The following is a 14,833-nucleotide window of genomic DNA, read 5'->3' on the forward strand; positions in this document are numbered from 1 at the left end:
CTCAGATCACCGCCACCGGGAGCAAGTCCGTGGCGACCCAGCTCAGGGCCCAGGCGATCAGGACGGCAACCCACGCAATGGCCGCGTTCTGCAGCAGCAGCGCCGGCCTCAGGTCCCGCACCTGCATCACCCGGGCGATCATCGCGGCGACAGTGGTGCCCAATGCGAACAGCACCGTCAGTGCCTGGGTGCCCAACAGCAGCATCACTGAGGAGTCGTAGGCGTGAGCGGTCGGGTCCTTGCCGGCTTGGACCCAGATCGTCAGGAGGAGTGCCAGGAGCACGACGCCGGCCACCAGCGCGATCCCGGCGGCCACCAGATGCGCCCGCCGGGAGCCGGCGGGCGCGTGTTGCGTCATACCGTGGCGTGACCCCTGGCGGCAGGCCAACAGGCCCACGATCGCGCACAGTCCCCCGGCCGCGGTCAGCAGCGGTGCACCGAGCGGTTCCTGCGGCCAGTTGCCGGCATTGACTTGGAGGAAGAGCGCGCTCAGCACGATCGTCGCCATCCCGACGGTCAGCACGGCCACCAGGCACCAGGCAGCCCACCATCCGATCGCCCTGGATCCGCGGGCTTCGATGGGGTATCGCCCTCCGACTGGAGCAGTGGAGGCCTCGCCGTTGTCGATCTCTACCTTGCGCGCCCAGCCCAGCAGGCCGATGGCGACGACCGTGATGCCCACGAAGGCGATGGGGTAGATCTCCAGTAGCAGCCCGAGGGCGATGACGATGAGCCCCCCGGCGGGCAACAACGGCCAGACGGTCGGCGACGCCAACCGCATCGCCCCGTCCGGCGATGCCGAGAGCACCGTGGTCAGCGGGGAGACCCGGACCGTGGTCGGCCGGTGGTCGAAGGCGTCGCGCATCGTACGGTGGGATTCCGTGGTGTCCCGGTCCGGCGCCCACAGTGGATGACGGTCCGTGACCACCGGGATCGTGGGCCAGTTCGACGAGGACGCTGGCGACTCCGTCGCCCATTCCAGGGTGTCCCCGCCCCACGGATCCCGCGGCGCTGGGCGACCACAGCGCCACGCGTACACCAGGGCCACCGAGAAGATGAGGACGCCGACGGCCATCACGAAGGCCCCGATGGTCGAGAGGAGGTTCACCGTTTCGACGCCCATGTACTCGTCATAGGTGTACACCCGGCGCGGCAGGCCCCACAGGCCCGTGAGGTGCATGGGAAAGAAGGTGAGGTGGAAGCCCAGGAAGATCAGCGCGAAACTGGCGTATCCGGCCATGTCGTTGACCATGCGACCGGTGAACTTCGGCCACCAGTGGTACAGGGCGGCGAAGACGGGGAAGAGCAGACCGCCGATGATCACGTAGTGGAAGTGCGCCACCACGAAGTAGGTGTCATGGACCTGGGAATCGAAGGACGCCGACGCGACCATCACGCCGGTGATGCCTCCGGCCACGAAGGTGATGATGAAACCCAGGGCGAAGAGCATGGGCACCGTGAACCTCGGGCGACCGGACCACAGCGTGGCGATCCAGGCGAAGATCTGGATGCCGCTGGCCAGTGAGATCGACATGCTCGCCGCCGTGAAGAAGGTCAGTGTCAGCGGCGGCAAGCCCGTGACGTACATGTGGTGGACCCAGAGCCCCAGACTCATGATGGCCGTCACGATGACCGCGACCACCACGAACGGGTAGGCGACCAGTCGGTGACGGGCATGGATGGGGATGACGTGACTCATGATGGCCGCGCCCGGCAGGAACATCACGTAGACCTCAGGATGGCCGAAGATCCAGAACAGGTGCTGCCAGAGCAGCGGGTCTCCACCGGCATCCTGGTTGAAGAAGGCGGTACCCACCGATCGGTCGAGCTCCAGCAGCAGCGAGGCGACAATCAACGGCACGAAGGCCACGATGATCAGTACCGCCACCGAGAGCATGGTCCAGGCGAAGATGGGCATCTTGTCCAGGGACATCCCGGGCGCCCGGGTCTTGAGCACGGAGACGATGATCTCGATGGCCGCGCCGACGGCGGCGATCTCGGCCAGGGTGAGCCCGAACAGCCAGATGTCCATCGACTTGTCCGCAAACTCCGGACCGCTGAGGGGAACGTAGGCGAACCAACCGGCGTCCGGGACGAGGTCCACGAGGAAGCTGCCGTAGAGCAGGAGCCCGCCGAACAGATAGCACCAGTAGTTGAAGACGTTGTACCGCGGGAAGGGCATGTCCCGGGCTCCGATCTGCAAGGGAAGCAGATAGGTGGCCAGTCCTTCGATGAAGGGTATGGCGAACAGGAACATCATGGTGGTGCCGTGCATGGTGAAGAGCTCGTTGTAGCTCTCGGCGCTGAGGAAGTCGTTCCCCGGCTTGGCCAGCTGCGTCCGCATCAGCATGGCCTCGAGGCCGCCGATCAGGAAGAAGGCGAACGCGGTGATCATGTAGCGGGTGCCGACCGCCTTGTGCTGCACACTGGTGAAGAAGCCGCGGAGACCGGGGGGCTTGTCGTAGATGCGCTCGAACTCTGCGGCGCTGATCGCCATGTCCTGGGCCATGGGCTACTCCAGACTTTCCAGGTAGGCCAGCAGAGCCTGCAGCTCATCCCCGGCCAGGTCCGTTCCGGGCATTTCGTTCCCGGGCTTGATCGCTTGGGGATCGACGACCCAGGCGGCGAGGTTTCCGGGGTTGTTCGGCAGCGTACCGGCTGCCAGCGTGTCCCGGCTGGCCAGGTGGGTGAGGTCCGGTCCTTCACGTCCCTGCGCCTCGGTCCCGGAGATGGCGTGGCAGTACACGCAGGAGGAGGACATGAACACCTCGCGCCCGCGCGCCACCAGTTCCGAGTCCTGCTCGGCCGGTGTGTCCTGGGTCGAGACGTCGGGTTCTCCGGACGGCACTGCTGCTGGTTCCGCACCCGGTTGGCCCTGGGCTGCCAGCCATCCCTCGAACTCTGCCGGCTCATGGACGACGACGATGAACCGCATCAGGGCGTGCTGCATGCCGCAGTACTCGGCGCACTGGCCCCAGTAGGTGCCAGGTTCGTCCGTCTCGAGCCACATGCTCGTGGCCCGGCCGGGCACCATGTCCGTCTTCCCGCTGAGTTCAGGCACCCAGACGCTGTGGACGACGTCGTCCGAGGTGAGCTCCAGACGGACCCGCTCGCCGGTTGGAATATGGATCTCGTTGGCGGTGACGACGCCGTGCTCGGGGTACTCGACCTCCCACCAGTACTGGTGACCAGTGACCGTGATGGTCCTGCCGTCCACCTCTTGTCCAGGGTCCGTCTCCTGCAGCACCCACACCGATTGCACCGTGATGCCGACGATGATCACGGCTGGGATCACCGCCCCGGCCAGGGCTACGAAGAGGATGGCACGCCCGCCCCCACCTTCGCCTCGGCTCTCGCCCGTTCCATCCTTGCGACGCCGACGCACCAGCGTGGCCACCATCATGGCGACGACGATGACCCATACCGCTGTTCCGGTCCAAAGCATGGTCTGCCAGTGCACGTCAATGGCCTCAGCACTGCGTCCGACCGGGTTGAGCGGGGACTGCTCCTCGGCGGCAGCGCAACCGCCCAACAGCACCGCCCCCGCGGCTGCCGCGATCACGGGAAGCGATGTTCGACGCCCGGTCATGGCTGCTCCACCCGGATAGTCCCTACCATCTGCTCCCCTTCTCCGTGGTATTCGCACCAGTAGTAGTGGTCACCTGCGACCTGGAAGACGTGGGCGAACGTCTCGCCCTCCAGCAAGCGTCCGGAGTCGAACTCGGCGGCTCCGCCGGGAACGGGCCGCTGGCCGGGCAGGAGGGCACCGCCACTGGTCACCGTGTGCGCTTGAGGCTCGCTGTTCGTCCACCGCACCTCGGTGCCGGGGGCGACGACGAGGGTGGCCGGCGAGAAACCGTCGGCCGTGATCTCCACCACGGCGACCTCGGGGCCCCCGGGGGCGGCGCACCCGGCCAGCAGCAGCGCAGCGACGGCCGCAGGAGCGAACGTCAGGAGGCGGTTCCTCGGGCTGGCGCCGACCACCACGGTGTCGACCGGGTCGTGTTGTCTCATCTCGCCTCCCCTTCTGCCACCGGTCCTCGCGCGCGGCGCTAGACGAGCAGCTCTCCTGGATCGTTGAGGTACCTGTCACGGATGGCCTCGGCGGTGCGGAAAGCGAGCGCACCCACGGTTCCGGTCGGATTGGCCCCCGGGTTCTGCGGGTAGAGCGCGGCACCGGTGACGAAGACGTTGGGGGTGTCCCACACCTGGCCATAGCTGTTGGTGACGCTGTTGCCCGGGTCAGTGCCCATGATCGCCCCGCCGGTCGGGTGGGTGCTCTGGTACTGGTCGATGCGGTAGTCACCGAGCTCGCGCTCCACGACGACCTCGTCGGCTCCCATCGCGCGGACGATCTCCTCGCTCCGGTCGGCCAGGAAGCGGTGCATGTTGCGTTCGTTGTCCCGGAAGTCGAAGGTGATACGCAACATGGGCAGGCCCCACTCGTCCTTGTAGGTGGGGTCAAGGTCCAGGAAGTTGCCCTCGTAGGCCGGGCTCCAGCCCTCGTAACTGAGCTCACCGACGCTGTCCCAGGACTGTCCCAGCATCGCCTTCCAGTCCGCACCCCACTCTCGGTCGGCAAAGCCGTCGAGTAGGCCGTCGATCGAACTGACCGGTTCTCGCTGGCCCCCTTCGGACTGGATGCGTGCCCCGCCAATGAAGTCGAGGTCACTGTGGTCGAAATTGTCGCTGTTGAAGTCGTGGATCTGGGCGTTCGTGCACCCGTTGCCGGTGAACAGGTTGAACCTGCGGTTCCGCCACAATCCCCGCGCTGGCGCCTGGTTGATCTGGTAGGTGTAGTTCCGCCCCACCATCCCGCGATCGTTGCCGATGCCCTCGGGGTGGGCGTCGCTGCGGGCCAGCAACAGATTTCGCACGTTTTCGAGGGTGAACGCGGAGCACACCACGATCTCGGCCGGTTGGAAGTGCTCGCGGCCGCGTGAATCCACGTAACGCACGCCGGTGGCCCGGCCATCGTCAGCGGTCTCGATACCCAGCACCCGGCTATCGGTCCGCACCTCATAGCGTCCGGTGGCCAATGCCGGCGGCAGCCAGGTGGTCAATGGGCTGGTTTTCGCTCCGACCTCGCAGCCGTATCGGGTGCAGAAACCGCAGTACAGACATGCAGACCGGACGTTGCCGTACGGGTCGGTCCACCCGCGCGAGAGGATGCCGGCCGGCGTCGGGAAGGGGTGCAGGCCCAAGTCCTGGCAGGCATCCATGTACAGCTCGCCGAAGGCCGTCCGTTCCAGCGGCGGGTTCGGGTACGGACGCTTGCGCGGGCCCTCGAAGGGATTTCCGCCGGGGAGGATCCGGCCATCCAGGTTGCCGGCCTTCCCGGAGACGCCCATGTCGTACTCCAGGGCATCGTAGTAGGGCTCGAGGTCCTCGTAGCCGATCGGCCAATCCTGGATCGTCATCTCGGCGGGGATGCGGTCGCGCCCGTAGCGTTCCTCGTTGACGCTCCGGACGTGGAAGTCGTCGGGCAGGAATCGCCACGTCAGCGCGGTCCAGTGCACCATCGCACCGCCCAGCCCCTGTCCCGGGTGGAAGCTGCCGTACTGCCGGTAGGGCAGAGACGGTGCGTTGGCGTTCGGCCGCCAGGTCCACGTGGACCGGTTCAGGTCCTGCATCAGGGCGTAGCGGTTGTTGAACCGGAGACTGTCGTGGTTATGGGCGAAGTCGGGGTACGTCCACTGCGCCGGTCCCTGCTCGATGGACACCATCCGGTGGCTCGTGCTGGGGAGGATCCGGGCTGCGAGGATCGAGGCCGTCATTCCGCCACCGATGGTCACGATGTCGACCGGGTCGTGCGTTCTCATCTCCCCTCCTGACTGCTCAGTGGCTGTGGACGCCTTCACGTGGCTGCTCGAGGGCCTCACGGCCGCCACCGGCACGGTCTGGGTTCATCGGGGTGAGCCCCTCCATGGACGTCGGCTGCTTGTCGGTGCCGTGCATCATCTCGTGCGGTGAATAGGAGCGCTGGGCTCCCGGCCAGCCGATCAGTGTCCAACCGGCGAGATTGCGGTTCCCGCCGTACGCCGGATCGGAGAACATCCCCTCGATCGTGTCGATGCGCACCGTGTTGAAGAATGATCCCGGGTCCGCCTCCCCGAACAGGTCTTCCGCCTGGTCCATCTCAGACTCCGACGGGCCGCTGCTGCCCGTGTCCTCACCGGCATCGGCCTCGGGGTCCGCGCCGCTTCCGCTGCCGCCCCCCTCGCTGCGCTGCTGCACTCCATCGAGCACCATGAGGAGTTCATCCTGCTGGCCGGCATCGAGATCGGCGAACATAGACCCAGAACGGGTCTGGGCCAGGCGGTCCACCCCGGCGAGACCGAGACGATAGAGCTCCTGGGGCCCGAGCTCTGCCTGATAGCCGTAGCGGTACAGCTGGTCCTCGGGCACCGGCACCGACTCGGGGTCCGCTGGCGGCTCCTCGCCGTCCTCATATCCCTGGGCGAAAGGGCCGTGCCGGTAGGTGGGCTCGGCGAACGCCTCGAACATGTCCAGCTTGCGATCGATGTAGACGGGAACGCCGGCCTGGAGGGCACCCGGGTCATCGTCGTCTCCGGGGATGATCCGCGCAACCATGGCCTCAAGGGACCGCACCTCCTCCTCGGTGAAGAAGGCGTAGGCGTCCGGGCCGAGGTCCCCCGGCGGTGTGGGTTCCCGATCGGGTGCGAGGATGCTTTGCTCCTCCGGAACCTCTCGCTCGCTCGACGGCGTGCAACCGGCGAGAGCAAGACCACCGAAGATCGCGGTGGAACCCAGCATCGAGCGACGGGAGATCGTGGCTCCGAGAAACGTGCGTTCTCGACCCTGAGTCATCGTCGGCCCCCTGACGCCGGCATCGTGGTGACCTTGCGGTTCACGTGATCAGTGCGTAACAGCTTCCGTGCTAGTTGCCGACGCTAACACACAGGGAATTTTAAGGTTAGCCCCATTCTCCGCTCAGGAACCGCATCGGGCCCGAGGACGGCCAGGGCACCTCGCAGCGTCCGTCACCGCCCATGCGTCGGCTCCGCTCCGTTACCCTTTCGGTCTTGCTGGTCTTGATCCACCGATCCAAAGCCGTGGATCAGGACTTATCCGGCGGTGCGGGCGGGTCTCCTGGCTTGTCCGCGGATAGCAGTCGCCGGGCTTCGCTCAGCGCCCAGTCAGCGTAGTCCTTTTCCATTTGTGCCAGCACCAACAGGTTGGCGATTCGCTGTTCGCGGTACATCCGGGCTGTCGCGTCGGCCACGCTGATCATCGCAAGGACTCGGGCCTGAGCCCGACGGCCACGGGCCTTGTGCCTGGTGTCATTCACCTCTGTGTTCCCCAGGATCGTCAGAGCTTCTGTCAACAGATTCTTCACGTCTCGACTCCTCGGCCCTCCTAGTGGATACCCCACGGTATATGCCTCCAGCGGTGACTAGCGTGGTCGGAAGACGGAGATCAGAGATCAGTACCGAGGTGTCGCAGCGGTCGTCTCGGCGGTGGAGTCCGTCCTGCGCGGCAGGAAGGACAGTGCGACCATGGTCACGGCGAGACCCAGGTGCAGTCAGTTGTCGGCATCGTTGAGCGGCACGAAGTTGGCTGGCGACTCGTGGCCGATGAACAGGCCGTAGAGCCACAGCAGGAGATAGACGATGCCGCCCCACAGCAGGTAATGCCGTGCCATGGTCCCGGTCCGGGCCAGCGCCAATCCGGCGATGCCATAGAGCAGATGGACGATGTTGTGCAGGATCGAGACCTGGAAGACCCCCATCAGCATGGCCTCGGAGTGGTGTCCTGCGAACTGCATGGTCTCGTAGTTGGTGGTGATCCCAGGGATGAACCCGGCGATTCCCACCAGCAGGAAGACCACGCCATAGATCAGCGCGACGATCTGGACCGGGCTACGCGTGGAGGTGGTTCGTTCGGTGGTGGAACGGCGGGGGAGAAGGCCTTGTGAGCCGAACTTTGGGGAGGCACGCCGCAGGGCCATGTCCAACTTCTCAGCTGCGGCGGTGGATTGGGCCTTAGGCCGCGTGAACGGCCTCATTGGCCGGTAGAGAGCTGATCGGCCACATTGACGGGTCCCCCTGCCAGGACCTCCATCCGAAATCCGGCGCCAAGGCACCGGCTCGTGAACGAGACGTGCGAGGCCGACGTCGTTGACCTGCTCGTGGCTGCCCCGGCTGCGTCTCTACGCCGAATCAGCTGGGTCCGGCCGGAGCGGCTCCGGTAGCTGCTCGGTGGGGACGATCACCACGTCGTGGATCTTCCAGTCCAGGTCCAGGCAAGCGTGACGAGCGTCGATCAAGCGGTCTACCGTGGCGTCGTCGATGGAATCTGGAACCACGAACGCCTCGACATGGAAGACTTGGCCCTGCTCCCGCATCCGCACGCCGACCTCCTTGACCCACGGCAGAGCCACCAGGTGGTCCTCGACCTCCCCCAGCAACGGGTGCCTATCCTTCCCCTTCAGGTCGTTGGGTACGGCGTCGGTCAGCGACGACAGGGCGCCGCGCAGGTTCTTGACCCCGTCCTGGATGATGTCAAGGGAGATGACGATCGCGGCCACCGAGTCGGCCCACCACCAGCCCATCCCGATGCCGCCCACGCCCAGGATGGCGGCGGCCGACGACAACCAGTCGGCCTTGTTCATTTGGGCATCGGCATACAACATCTTGTTGTGCAGCTTCGGGGCCAGCTTCATCTTCATCCGACCGAGGACCAGGGGCGGAACAAGGCCGGCGGCCAGCACTGCGATCATGAACCAACCCAGCCAGACCGTCTCGCCGAGCACTGCGACGGTACCGACCGAGGGATGTTCTGCCTGGATCAGGGAGAGCGCCGACTGCACGAGCAGCAGACCACCGAAGCCCAACAGCGCCAAGGCGGCGAACAGGTAGGCGAGATCGAAGGACTGATGAAATCCGTACGGGTGTTTGCGCGTGGGACGTTTCGCCACCATCCTGACGGTGACCAGGAAGGCCAGCGGCGGGACCATTTCCAGGAGGTCCTGGACCCAAGCGGCCTGCATGGCTTGCGAGTTTCCGCTCACCAGCAGCACCAGGGCGACGTCCACCAGCAGGTAGCCCAGCGTTACCCATTCGAGCGTTCTGGCCCGTTTCAGCGCCCGCGCGACGTCATCGGGCATGTCCTCCTGCGCCGCCGCTGCAGTGGTCATCTCTTCCGCTCCTGCCGGCGTTCGGCCATTCGTCAAAGTGCGCTCACGAGGTCGTCTTCACGGATGGACATTGCCACCTCATCTTCCCGACGTTTTCCGCCTTGTCGGCGTGTCGCTGAGGGTCGCCAAGCGGTCCCCACCATCGATCCTTTCGGTTATCCGAACTGGCACGTCGCGCAGTTTCTTCGACGCGTAAGACTCGCAAAGTTCCCGAGCGAGCACGAGCGACCGCCCTATGGCACCCGCAATGGGGCGAACCGGGATCCGAATGGGCTCTGGCCCGGTGGCTGGTTGTCTCGTACGGTAGGCACAGAAGTCGTAGCAGTAAGTCCGTCTTCACTGCGGACCGGACGGCCCCTTGGGGCCGACTGGGGCGTTGGGAAGCGGTTCGCAACATGCCGCTTCGCCCCCGCCGGAAACCCGGCAGGGGACACATCCCCCTGAAGGAGGCTCACATGGCCACCGGTACCGTCAAGTGGTTCAACGCCGAGAAGGGCTTCGGCTTCATCGCCCCGGACGACAACTCCGCCGACATCTTCGTGCACTTCTCCGCCATCGAGGGCAGCGGCTTCAAGGAGCTGCAGGAAGACCAGAAGGTCGAGTTCGAGGCCGAGCAGGGCGCCAAGGGCATGCAGGCCTCGTCGGTCCGTCCGCTCTGATCCGCTCAACACATCAATTGAGTACGTGACGTGGGGTTGGGGCGAATCGCGGGAGGGATCAGGAGGCGGGTTCGATGACCCCGCAGGCCAGTCGATCGCCCGCGTCGCCGGTGCCGGTGGTGTCCTCGTCCGGTCCGTCCGGGGCGTAGCGCTCGGGGACGTTGGCGTAGTTGTCCGGCTCTGAGTGCACCATCAGCGCGGCGCCGTCCTCGTCCTCGAAGTCCTCCGCGCTCAGCCGGTCAGTCTGGAACGTCAGGTGCGCGTCCCCGGATTCCTGCACGAGCAGGGTCGGCAGGTCGCCGGCATGGTCCGGATGGTCGGAATCCTCGGAGCCGATGTGGCCGCCGGCCGACTTGAACGCACCGGTGTCCTCCGGGTCGTCGGGGGCGGCGCTGTCCGGCTCACACTCCCCGATCGCGTGGACGTGCAGGCCGTAGAACCCGGGTTCCATGCCGGTGGCGTCCACCGTGAACTCAAGCATCCCCTCGGCGTCGCTGATCTCTGCCGTGACGAGCTCGCCGCCGTCTATGTCCTGCAGAGTGGCGGTGAAGGCAGCGCCGGCCCCCTCCGCCCCCATGCCGGGGGACTCGTCGGGAGAACCCGGAGCTTCGGGGTCGTCGGCCGGCACCGACGGGGTGGCGGCCTCGGGCACGGGAGCCGGCGTCGCGTCGACGTCGCCGCCTCCTCCACAGGCACCCAGGGCGAGCATGCCGCCCAGGCCCAGCAGGGCCGTCGTCGTGCGGATCAGGGTGGTCTTCCGGGCAGTTTGCTGCAGCATGGTGTTCCCTCTCCTCGCGCCGCTGCCGCCGACTGGTGATGGAGCTGCCGACCGCATCACGGCATGGCACCACCCACGGTACCGACGCCGGCCGCTCCCGTCAGTGGTTCAAAGGTGCCGACATCACGATCTGGCGCCGGGGCCGGTGGCCGTGGCCCTGCAGCACCGACTCGACCAAGTTCACCTCCTCGACCGTCCAGATCCGCGAACTGAACGTCTCCAGCAGACGGAGCCACCGGGTGTCGTTGATGCGGCTCGGGCGGCCTGCGCGGCAACAGCGGCTCCGATGGTGTGATGGTGGACGAATACCGCCTGGGTCCTCGTCAAGGGAGCATTACCCGATCCATGGGTCTTCAGGCGAAGCGGGTACAGGAAGGCCCCCACCGACCGTGGCGGTGGAGGCCTTCCTCATGACGGTGTCAGGACCTTCGCTGGGGAAAGCCCCGATTGGATAGTCAGCCCGCCTGGTTCTGCAGGCGCTGGGCGAGCAGCTGCTTGCCCTGCTCGCCGGCTTTGCGGTTGTTCTCCTGAATCGCACGGAACCAGTGGGCGAGTTCGGTGTCACCGGCCTGCTCGGCATCCCGCGCGTAGGTCTCCATCTTCCACACCATGTGCAGGGATGCTTCCAGGATGGAGATTAGGTCGTAGTTCGGGTCCTTGACGGGACTCTGCGGTTCGTTGGCCATGGTCCCTGCCTTTCTATGCGTCATGCTCTGCGTCTGAGGCTGAGCTGCCTGCAGATCCTGGCCCTCCCCAACTCCCAGGGGAAGTAGCCCCCACGCTAGGGGAATGTAGTGGAGTGGCTCAAGAGGCGATGGCATGAGAGTTCCCTTGTCGGGGTCATATCCCCGTGGAAGTCTGGGGGCATGCCCCGTGCAACGGAAGCGACTGGCCGATCGTGCCGTTCAGCGGCGGACCCGGCATGTGCCCGGGACGCAACGTGGTGCTACTGACCGCCAGCCTGGTGCTCGGGGACCTGCTGCGCCAGCGGCGGTTCACGCCCGAACGACCTCTCGACACCGACCAGGTCCCCGGGACCCTGAGCCCATTCCACCTGCGCTTCACCGTGTCACGCGGATGAGCCGGATCAAAGACCGACAGTGCTGCTCGCCCTGGCAACGCTGGCTCTGCGACAGGCCGGGGAGACGAGAGGTGGACGTCCACGCCAGAAAGCCACCCGGAGGAAGCCGAAACCGCTCCGCATGTGCAACTGGACCCAGTCGGCTCGGACCTCTACTTCTCCGGTTGCGAGGGGTAAGCGGGGTTGCCGTGAAATGGCGGCACGACATTCGGTCCGGTGGTCTCCGGAGAGACCGGGGAACCACTACGGCCCTCACTGACCTCGGGAGTGTCCGGCACGGTAGGCCCAGATGGTTCGGCACCGTTGCGCAAGGCTTCGATGCGTTGTTCGAGGACCTGGACCACCGGAAGACGGTTGCCGTGCGCGGTCTCGTAGGCCAGCAACTGGTTCACCTGGTCTTCGCTGAGCCCGTTGATTCTGCTGGGCAGTGTCCCCAGCGGGATGTGGTCATAGTCGGGCAGAGGCAGCTGATCATGGTCTGGTACGTCGTTCATGGGACTTCCTGACAAGTTGGGGCTGCTCGGAACTCTCAACGTAACAGCGGTACCGCGGCCTGATAACCCTCGATTGTTGCTTGACGACCAACCCGGGGGGTCGACTTGCCAGCACGGAAACGCATCCACAACCGTGCCCCGAAGGAACTGCTCGACGCCGACATCGTCAACTCCGTCCGGTGACTCCCCGTCCGCTCTCATTGATCGATACGGCCTACCGGGCAGCGGGATTCCCGCTGGATACGTCCATTGCACGCCGCAAGGCCGTCTGGGTCCGGGACTGGACTGCCCATTCGCTATGCCCCAGGATGGGTGCCCAAGGCCGTGCCGGCCGCTCAGCCGGTTGCGGTGGGAACGACGAAAGGAACACCGTCATGTCCGGTATCGGTGACGCAGCTGATAAGGCAATGCAGTCCGCCCAAGACAACCCCGAAGACGTCAACCAGCCCAAGGACTTGAACAAGGACTTCGCCGACAAACGCGACAAGGGCGAACAAGAACAGGGCGACGAAAAGCACCCACAGTAGAGAACGACTACAGGCCAACATCGAGCCGGGCCGCCCTCCAGACCCGGGCCGCCGGGCCTGCTGCACTGCGGTGGCAACCGCTTCGGTGTCCAACGCGTGGTCGCCGCCTCGGATCCGACATGGCTTGTCTCTTCCCCGGACGGCCCTGGTCCGCCCAGAATGATGGGCAGGATCAACAGCTGCCACTACCTCGACCGACGGGTAACACCATGGGTGTTCACCAGAAGAGACGCCAGAGGATGCCGTGGCCGGCGACGAAAGCATCAGAAGCATCCATTGCTGTGGTCGTGAAGCCGAGCAAGGGTGCACGACAGGAGGACGAGCATGGGCAACGTTGCAGACGGGATCGTCGACCGTCTCCGGGCTTGGGACGTGCACCGGGTGTTCGGTTACGCCGGGGACGGGGTGGACCCTCTCCTGGCCTCCCTGCACCGGGCCGAGCAAGGCATAGAGTTCGTCTCGGCCCGGCACGAGGAGATGGCCGCCTTCATGGCCACCGGCCACGCCAAGTACACCGGAGAAGTCGGGGTCTGTCTGGCCACCCAGGGCCCCGGGGCGGTGCACCTGCTCGCCGGCTTGTACGACGCCAAACTCGACAGCAAGCCGGTCGTGGCCATCATCGGACAGGTCGTCACCACGGCCCAGGGCAGCGGCTACCAGCAGGAGGTCGAGTTGCCCACCTTGTTCAAGGACGTGTGCGCCCAGTACGTCCAGACACTCTCCGCCCCGGAACAGCTCGAGGCCGTGGTCGACAACGCTTTCCGCACCGCGATCGCCACCTCGAGCCCGACCTGCGTGATCGTGGCCCACGACATTCAACAGGCCGAGGTCCCCGCCAAGGAGCACACGCACGGGGTGGTCCCCAGCGCCCCGGTCACCGCCGTCCCTCGGACTATCCCCGGCGAGGAGGACCTGGATCGAGCCGCAGTGCTGCTCAACGCCGGGGAGCGCGTGGCGCTGCTGGTGGGCCAAGGGGTCTACGGCGCCAGCACGGAAGTACAGAAGGTGGCCGAGCGGCTCGGCGCCGGAGTCGCCACCTCTTTGCTCGGCAAGCCCGTGCTGGATGAATCCCTCCCGTACTCCTGCGGGGTCATGGGCCATCTCGGGACCACGGCGGCGGCCGATCTGATGGCCGGGTGCGACACCCTCCTGATCGTGGGAAGCAACGACCCGTGGACAGAGTTCTACCCTGCCCCCGGTCAAGCCCGGGCGGTGCAGATCGACATCAACGCGAGCAAGCTCGGCGCCAAGTATCCCGTCGAGGTGGCCCTGGCCGGGGACGCCACGGAGACCCTCCGCGCCCTGCTGCCCCGCCTGCAACACTTGGGCACATCATGGCGCGAAGACGTAGAGGAGATGGTCACGTCCTGGCGACGGGTGGCAGAGCAACGCTGTGCCGAACCGGCGGTTCCACTCAACCCGCAGGCCGTCGTCGCGGCCCTGTCCGCGCATCTGCCCGCGGACGCCCAGGTCGCGGTCGACGTCGGCTCCGTCACCTACTGGTACGCCCGCTTCCTGCGCCTGCCCCCGAGGGTTCCCGCGCACCTGTCCTCCACCCTGGCCTGCATGGGCTCGGCGATGCCCTACGGCCTGGCCGCCAAGTTGGCCCGCCCCGACCGGCCCGTGGTCGCACTGGTCGGGGACGGGGCCATGCAGATGAGCGGCAACGCCGAGTTGATCACCCTGGCCCACCGGTGGCGGGACTGGGCGGACCCGCGCTTCGTCGTCCTCGTCCTGGTCAACGGAGACCTCGCCGAGGTCTCCTGGGAGCAGCGGGAGATGGAGGGCGACGCCCGCTTCCCCGCATCCCAGGACGTCCCAGGCTTCTCCTGGACCGCCTACGCCCGCCTGCTCGGGCTGGACGCGATCCGGATCGACCGGCCGGAGGACATCGACAACGCCTGGGCCGCCGCCCTGGCCGCGGACCGGCCCACGGTGATCGAGGCGATCGTCGACCCGGCCACGCCGCTGTTGCCGCCGCGGGCACCGGAACAGAAAGTCACCAAGATGCTGACGGGGCTCGCGCAGGAAGGCAACGACGCCGCCGCACAGCAGTTACGCCGACAACGCGCCCATGAAAACGAAGTAGACGGGTGAGAATCCGACCTCCTGTCGCACTGACGGAAAGTCGTCT

Annotated in this window: 15 protein-coding genes; 4 read left to right on the forward strand and 11 right to left on the reverse strand. The window is 66.3% G+C overall.

Translation table 11 applies throughout. The features are described 5' to 3' along the window. Window position 1: 1 nt before the first annotated feature. From ctaD to IEX49_RS04280, 8 genes are all read right to left on the reverse strand, one after another. Complete coding sequence (ctaD, locus tag IEX49_RS04240; protein ID WP_188804522.1) at window positions 2-2,509, reverse strand: cytochrome c oxidase subunit I; 2,508 nt, start codon at window positions 2,507-2,509, stop codon at window positions 2-4. Between the two features lie 3 nt (window positions 2,510-2,512). Then, complete coding sequence (gene coxB / locus IEX49_RS04245) at window positions 2,513-3,589, reverse strand: cytochrome c oxidase subunit II (RefSeq protein WP_188804525.1); 1,077 nt, start codon at window positions 3,587-3,589, stop codon at window positions 2,513-2,515. Then, window positions 3,586-4,014, reverse strand: a complete 429-nt coding sequence (locus IEX49_RS04250; protein ID WP_188804527.1) for a cupredoxin domain-containing protein — start codon at window positions 4,012-4,014, stop codon at window positions 3,586-3,588. Before IEX49_RS04250 ends, coxB begins: the two co-directional genes overlap by 4 nt. A 38-nt stretch (window positions 4,015-4,052) precedes the next feature. Then, window positions 4,053-5,822 carry a GMC family oxidoreductase gene (locus IEX49_RS04255; protein WP_188804529.1) on the reverse strand — a complete coding sequence of 590 codons (1,770 nt, stop codon included), beginning with the start codon at window positions 5,820-5,822 and terminating at the stop codon, window positions 4,053-4,055. A 16-nt stretch (window positions 5,823-5,838) separates the two neighbouring features. After that, the gene (locus IEX49_RS04260) at window positions 5,839-6,831 is read right to left on the reverse strand and encodes a gluconate 2-dehydrogenase subunit 3 family protein (protein WP_188804531.1); all 993 of its coding nucleotides are present in this window, start codon (window positions 6,829-6,831) and stop codon (window positions 5,839-5,841) included. Between the two features lie 250 nt (window positions 6,832-7,081). Further along, a complete protein-coding gene (locus IEX49_RS04265; RefSeq protein ID WP_188804533.1) occupies window positions 7,082-7,360 on the reverse strand; it encodes a hypothetical protein in 279 nt (92 codons plus the stop codon). A 186-nt stretch (window positions 7,361-7,546) separates the two neighbouring features. After that, window positions 7,547-7,972, reverse strand: a complete 426-nt coding sequence (locus IEX49_RS04270; protein ID WP_188805021.1) for a DUF4383 domain-containing protein — start codon at window positions 7,970-7,972, stop codon at window positions 7,547-7,549. 201 nt (window positions 7,973-8,173) lie between these two features. Further along, window positions 8,174-9,160 (reverse strand): cation diffusion facilitator family transporter, encoded by a 987-nt coding sequence (locus IEX49_RS04280; RefSeq protein ID WP_188804535.1) that lies wholly within the window; start codon window positions 9,158-9,160, stop codon window positions 8,174-8,176. A 455-nt stretch (window positions 9,161-9,615) separates the two neighbouring features. Between IEX49_RS04280 and IEX49_RS04285 the strand changes: the two genes are divergently transcribed. Then, window positions 9,616-9,819, forward strand: a complete 204-nt coding sequence (locus IEX49_RS04285) for a cold-shock protein (protein ID WP_188804537.1) — start codon at window positions 9,616-9,618, stop codon at window positions 9,817-9,819. Window positions 9,820-9,877: 58 nt separating this feature from the next. On the opposite strand, the gene IEX49_RS04290 is transcribed toward IEX49_RS04285, so the two are convergent. Together IEX49_RS04290 and IEX49_RS04295 are read right to left on the reverse strand one after the other, a co-directional pair. Then, window positions 9,878-10,597 (reverse strand): superoxide dismutase family protein, encoded by a 720-nt coding sequence (locus tag IEX49_RS04290; protein WP_188804539.1) that lies wholly within the window; start codon window positions 10,595-10,597, stop codon window positions 9,878-9,880. A 455-nt stretch (window positions 10,598-11,052) separates the two neighbouring features. After that, window positions 11,053-11,283, reverse strand: coding sequence for a hypothetical protein (locus tag IEX49_RS04295; RefSeq protein ID WP_188804541.1), 231 nt, complete (start codon window positions 11,281-11,283; stop codon window positions 11,053-11,055). 254 nt (window positions 11,284-11,537) lie between these two features. On the opposite strand from IEX49_RS04295, the gene IEX49_RS04300 reads away from it, so the two are divergent. Next, entirely contained in the window at window positions 11,538-11,678 is a 141-nt protein-coding gene (locus IEX49_RS04300) for a hypothetical protein (RefSeq protein ID WP_188804542.1), read from the forward strand. Window positions 11,679-11,830: 152 nt separating this feature from the next. Here IEX49_RS04300 and IEX49_RS04305 read toward each other — a convergent pair whose 3' ends face one another. Continuing rightward, window positions 11,831-12,172: a DUF8129 domain-containing protein gene (locus IEX49_RS04305; protein ID WP_188804544.1), complete on the reverse strand. Its 342-nt coding sequence runs from the start codon at window positions 12,170-12,172 to the stop codon at window positions 11,831-11,833. 374 nt (window positions 12,173-12,546) lie between these two features. On the opposite strand from IEX49_RS04305, the gene IEX49_RS04310 reads away from it, so the two are divergent. Further along, entirely contained in the window at window positions 12,547-12,699 is a 153-nt protein-coding gene (locus IEX49_RS04310) for a hypothetical protein (protein WP_188804546.1), read from the forward strand. 324 nt (window positions 12,700-13,023) lie between these two features. Then, a complete protein-coding gene (locus IEX49_RS04315) occupies window positions 13,024-14,796 on the forward strand; it encodes a thiamine pyrophosphate-requiring protein (protein ID WP_188804548.1) in 1,773 nt (590 codons plus the stop codon). The last annotated feature ends 37 nt before the right edge of the window (window positions 14,797-14,833 follow it).

It is taken from the genome of Citricoccus zhacaiensis, from assembly GCF_014645315.1.
In the GTDB taxonomy this organism is placed as follows: Bacteria; Actinomycetota; Actinomycetes; order Actinomycetales; family Micrococcaceae; genus Citricoccus; species Citricoccus zhacaiensis.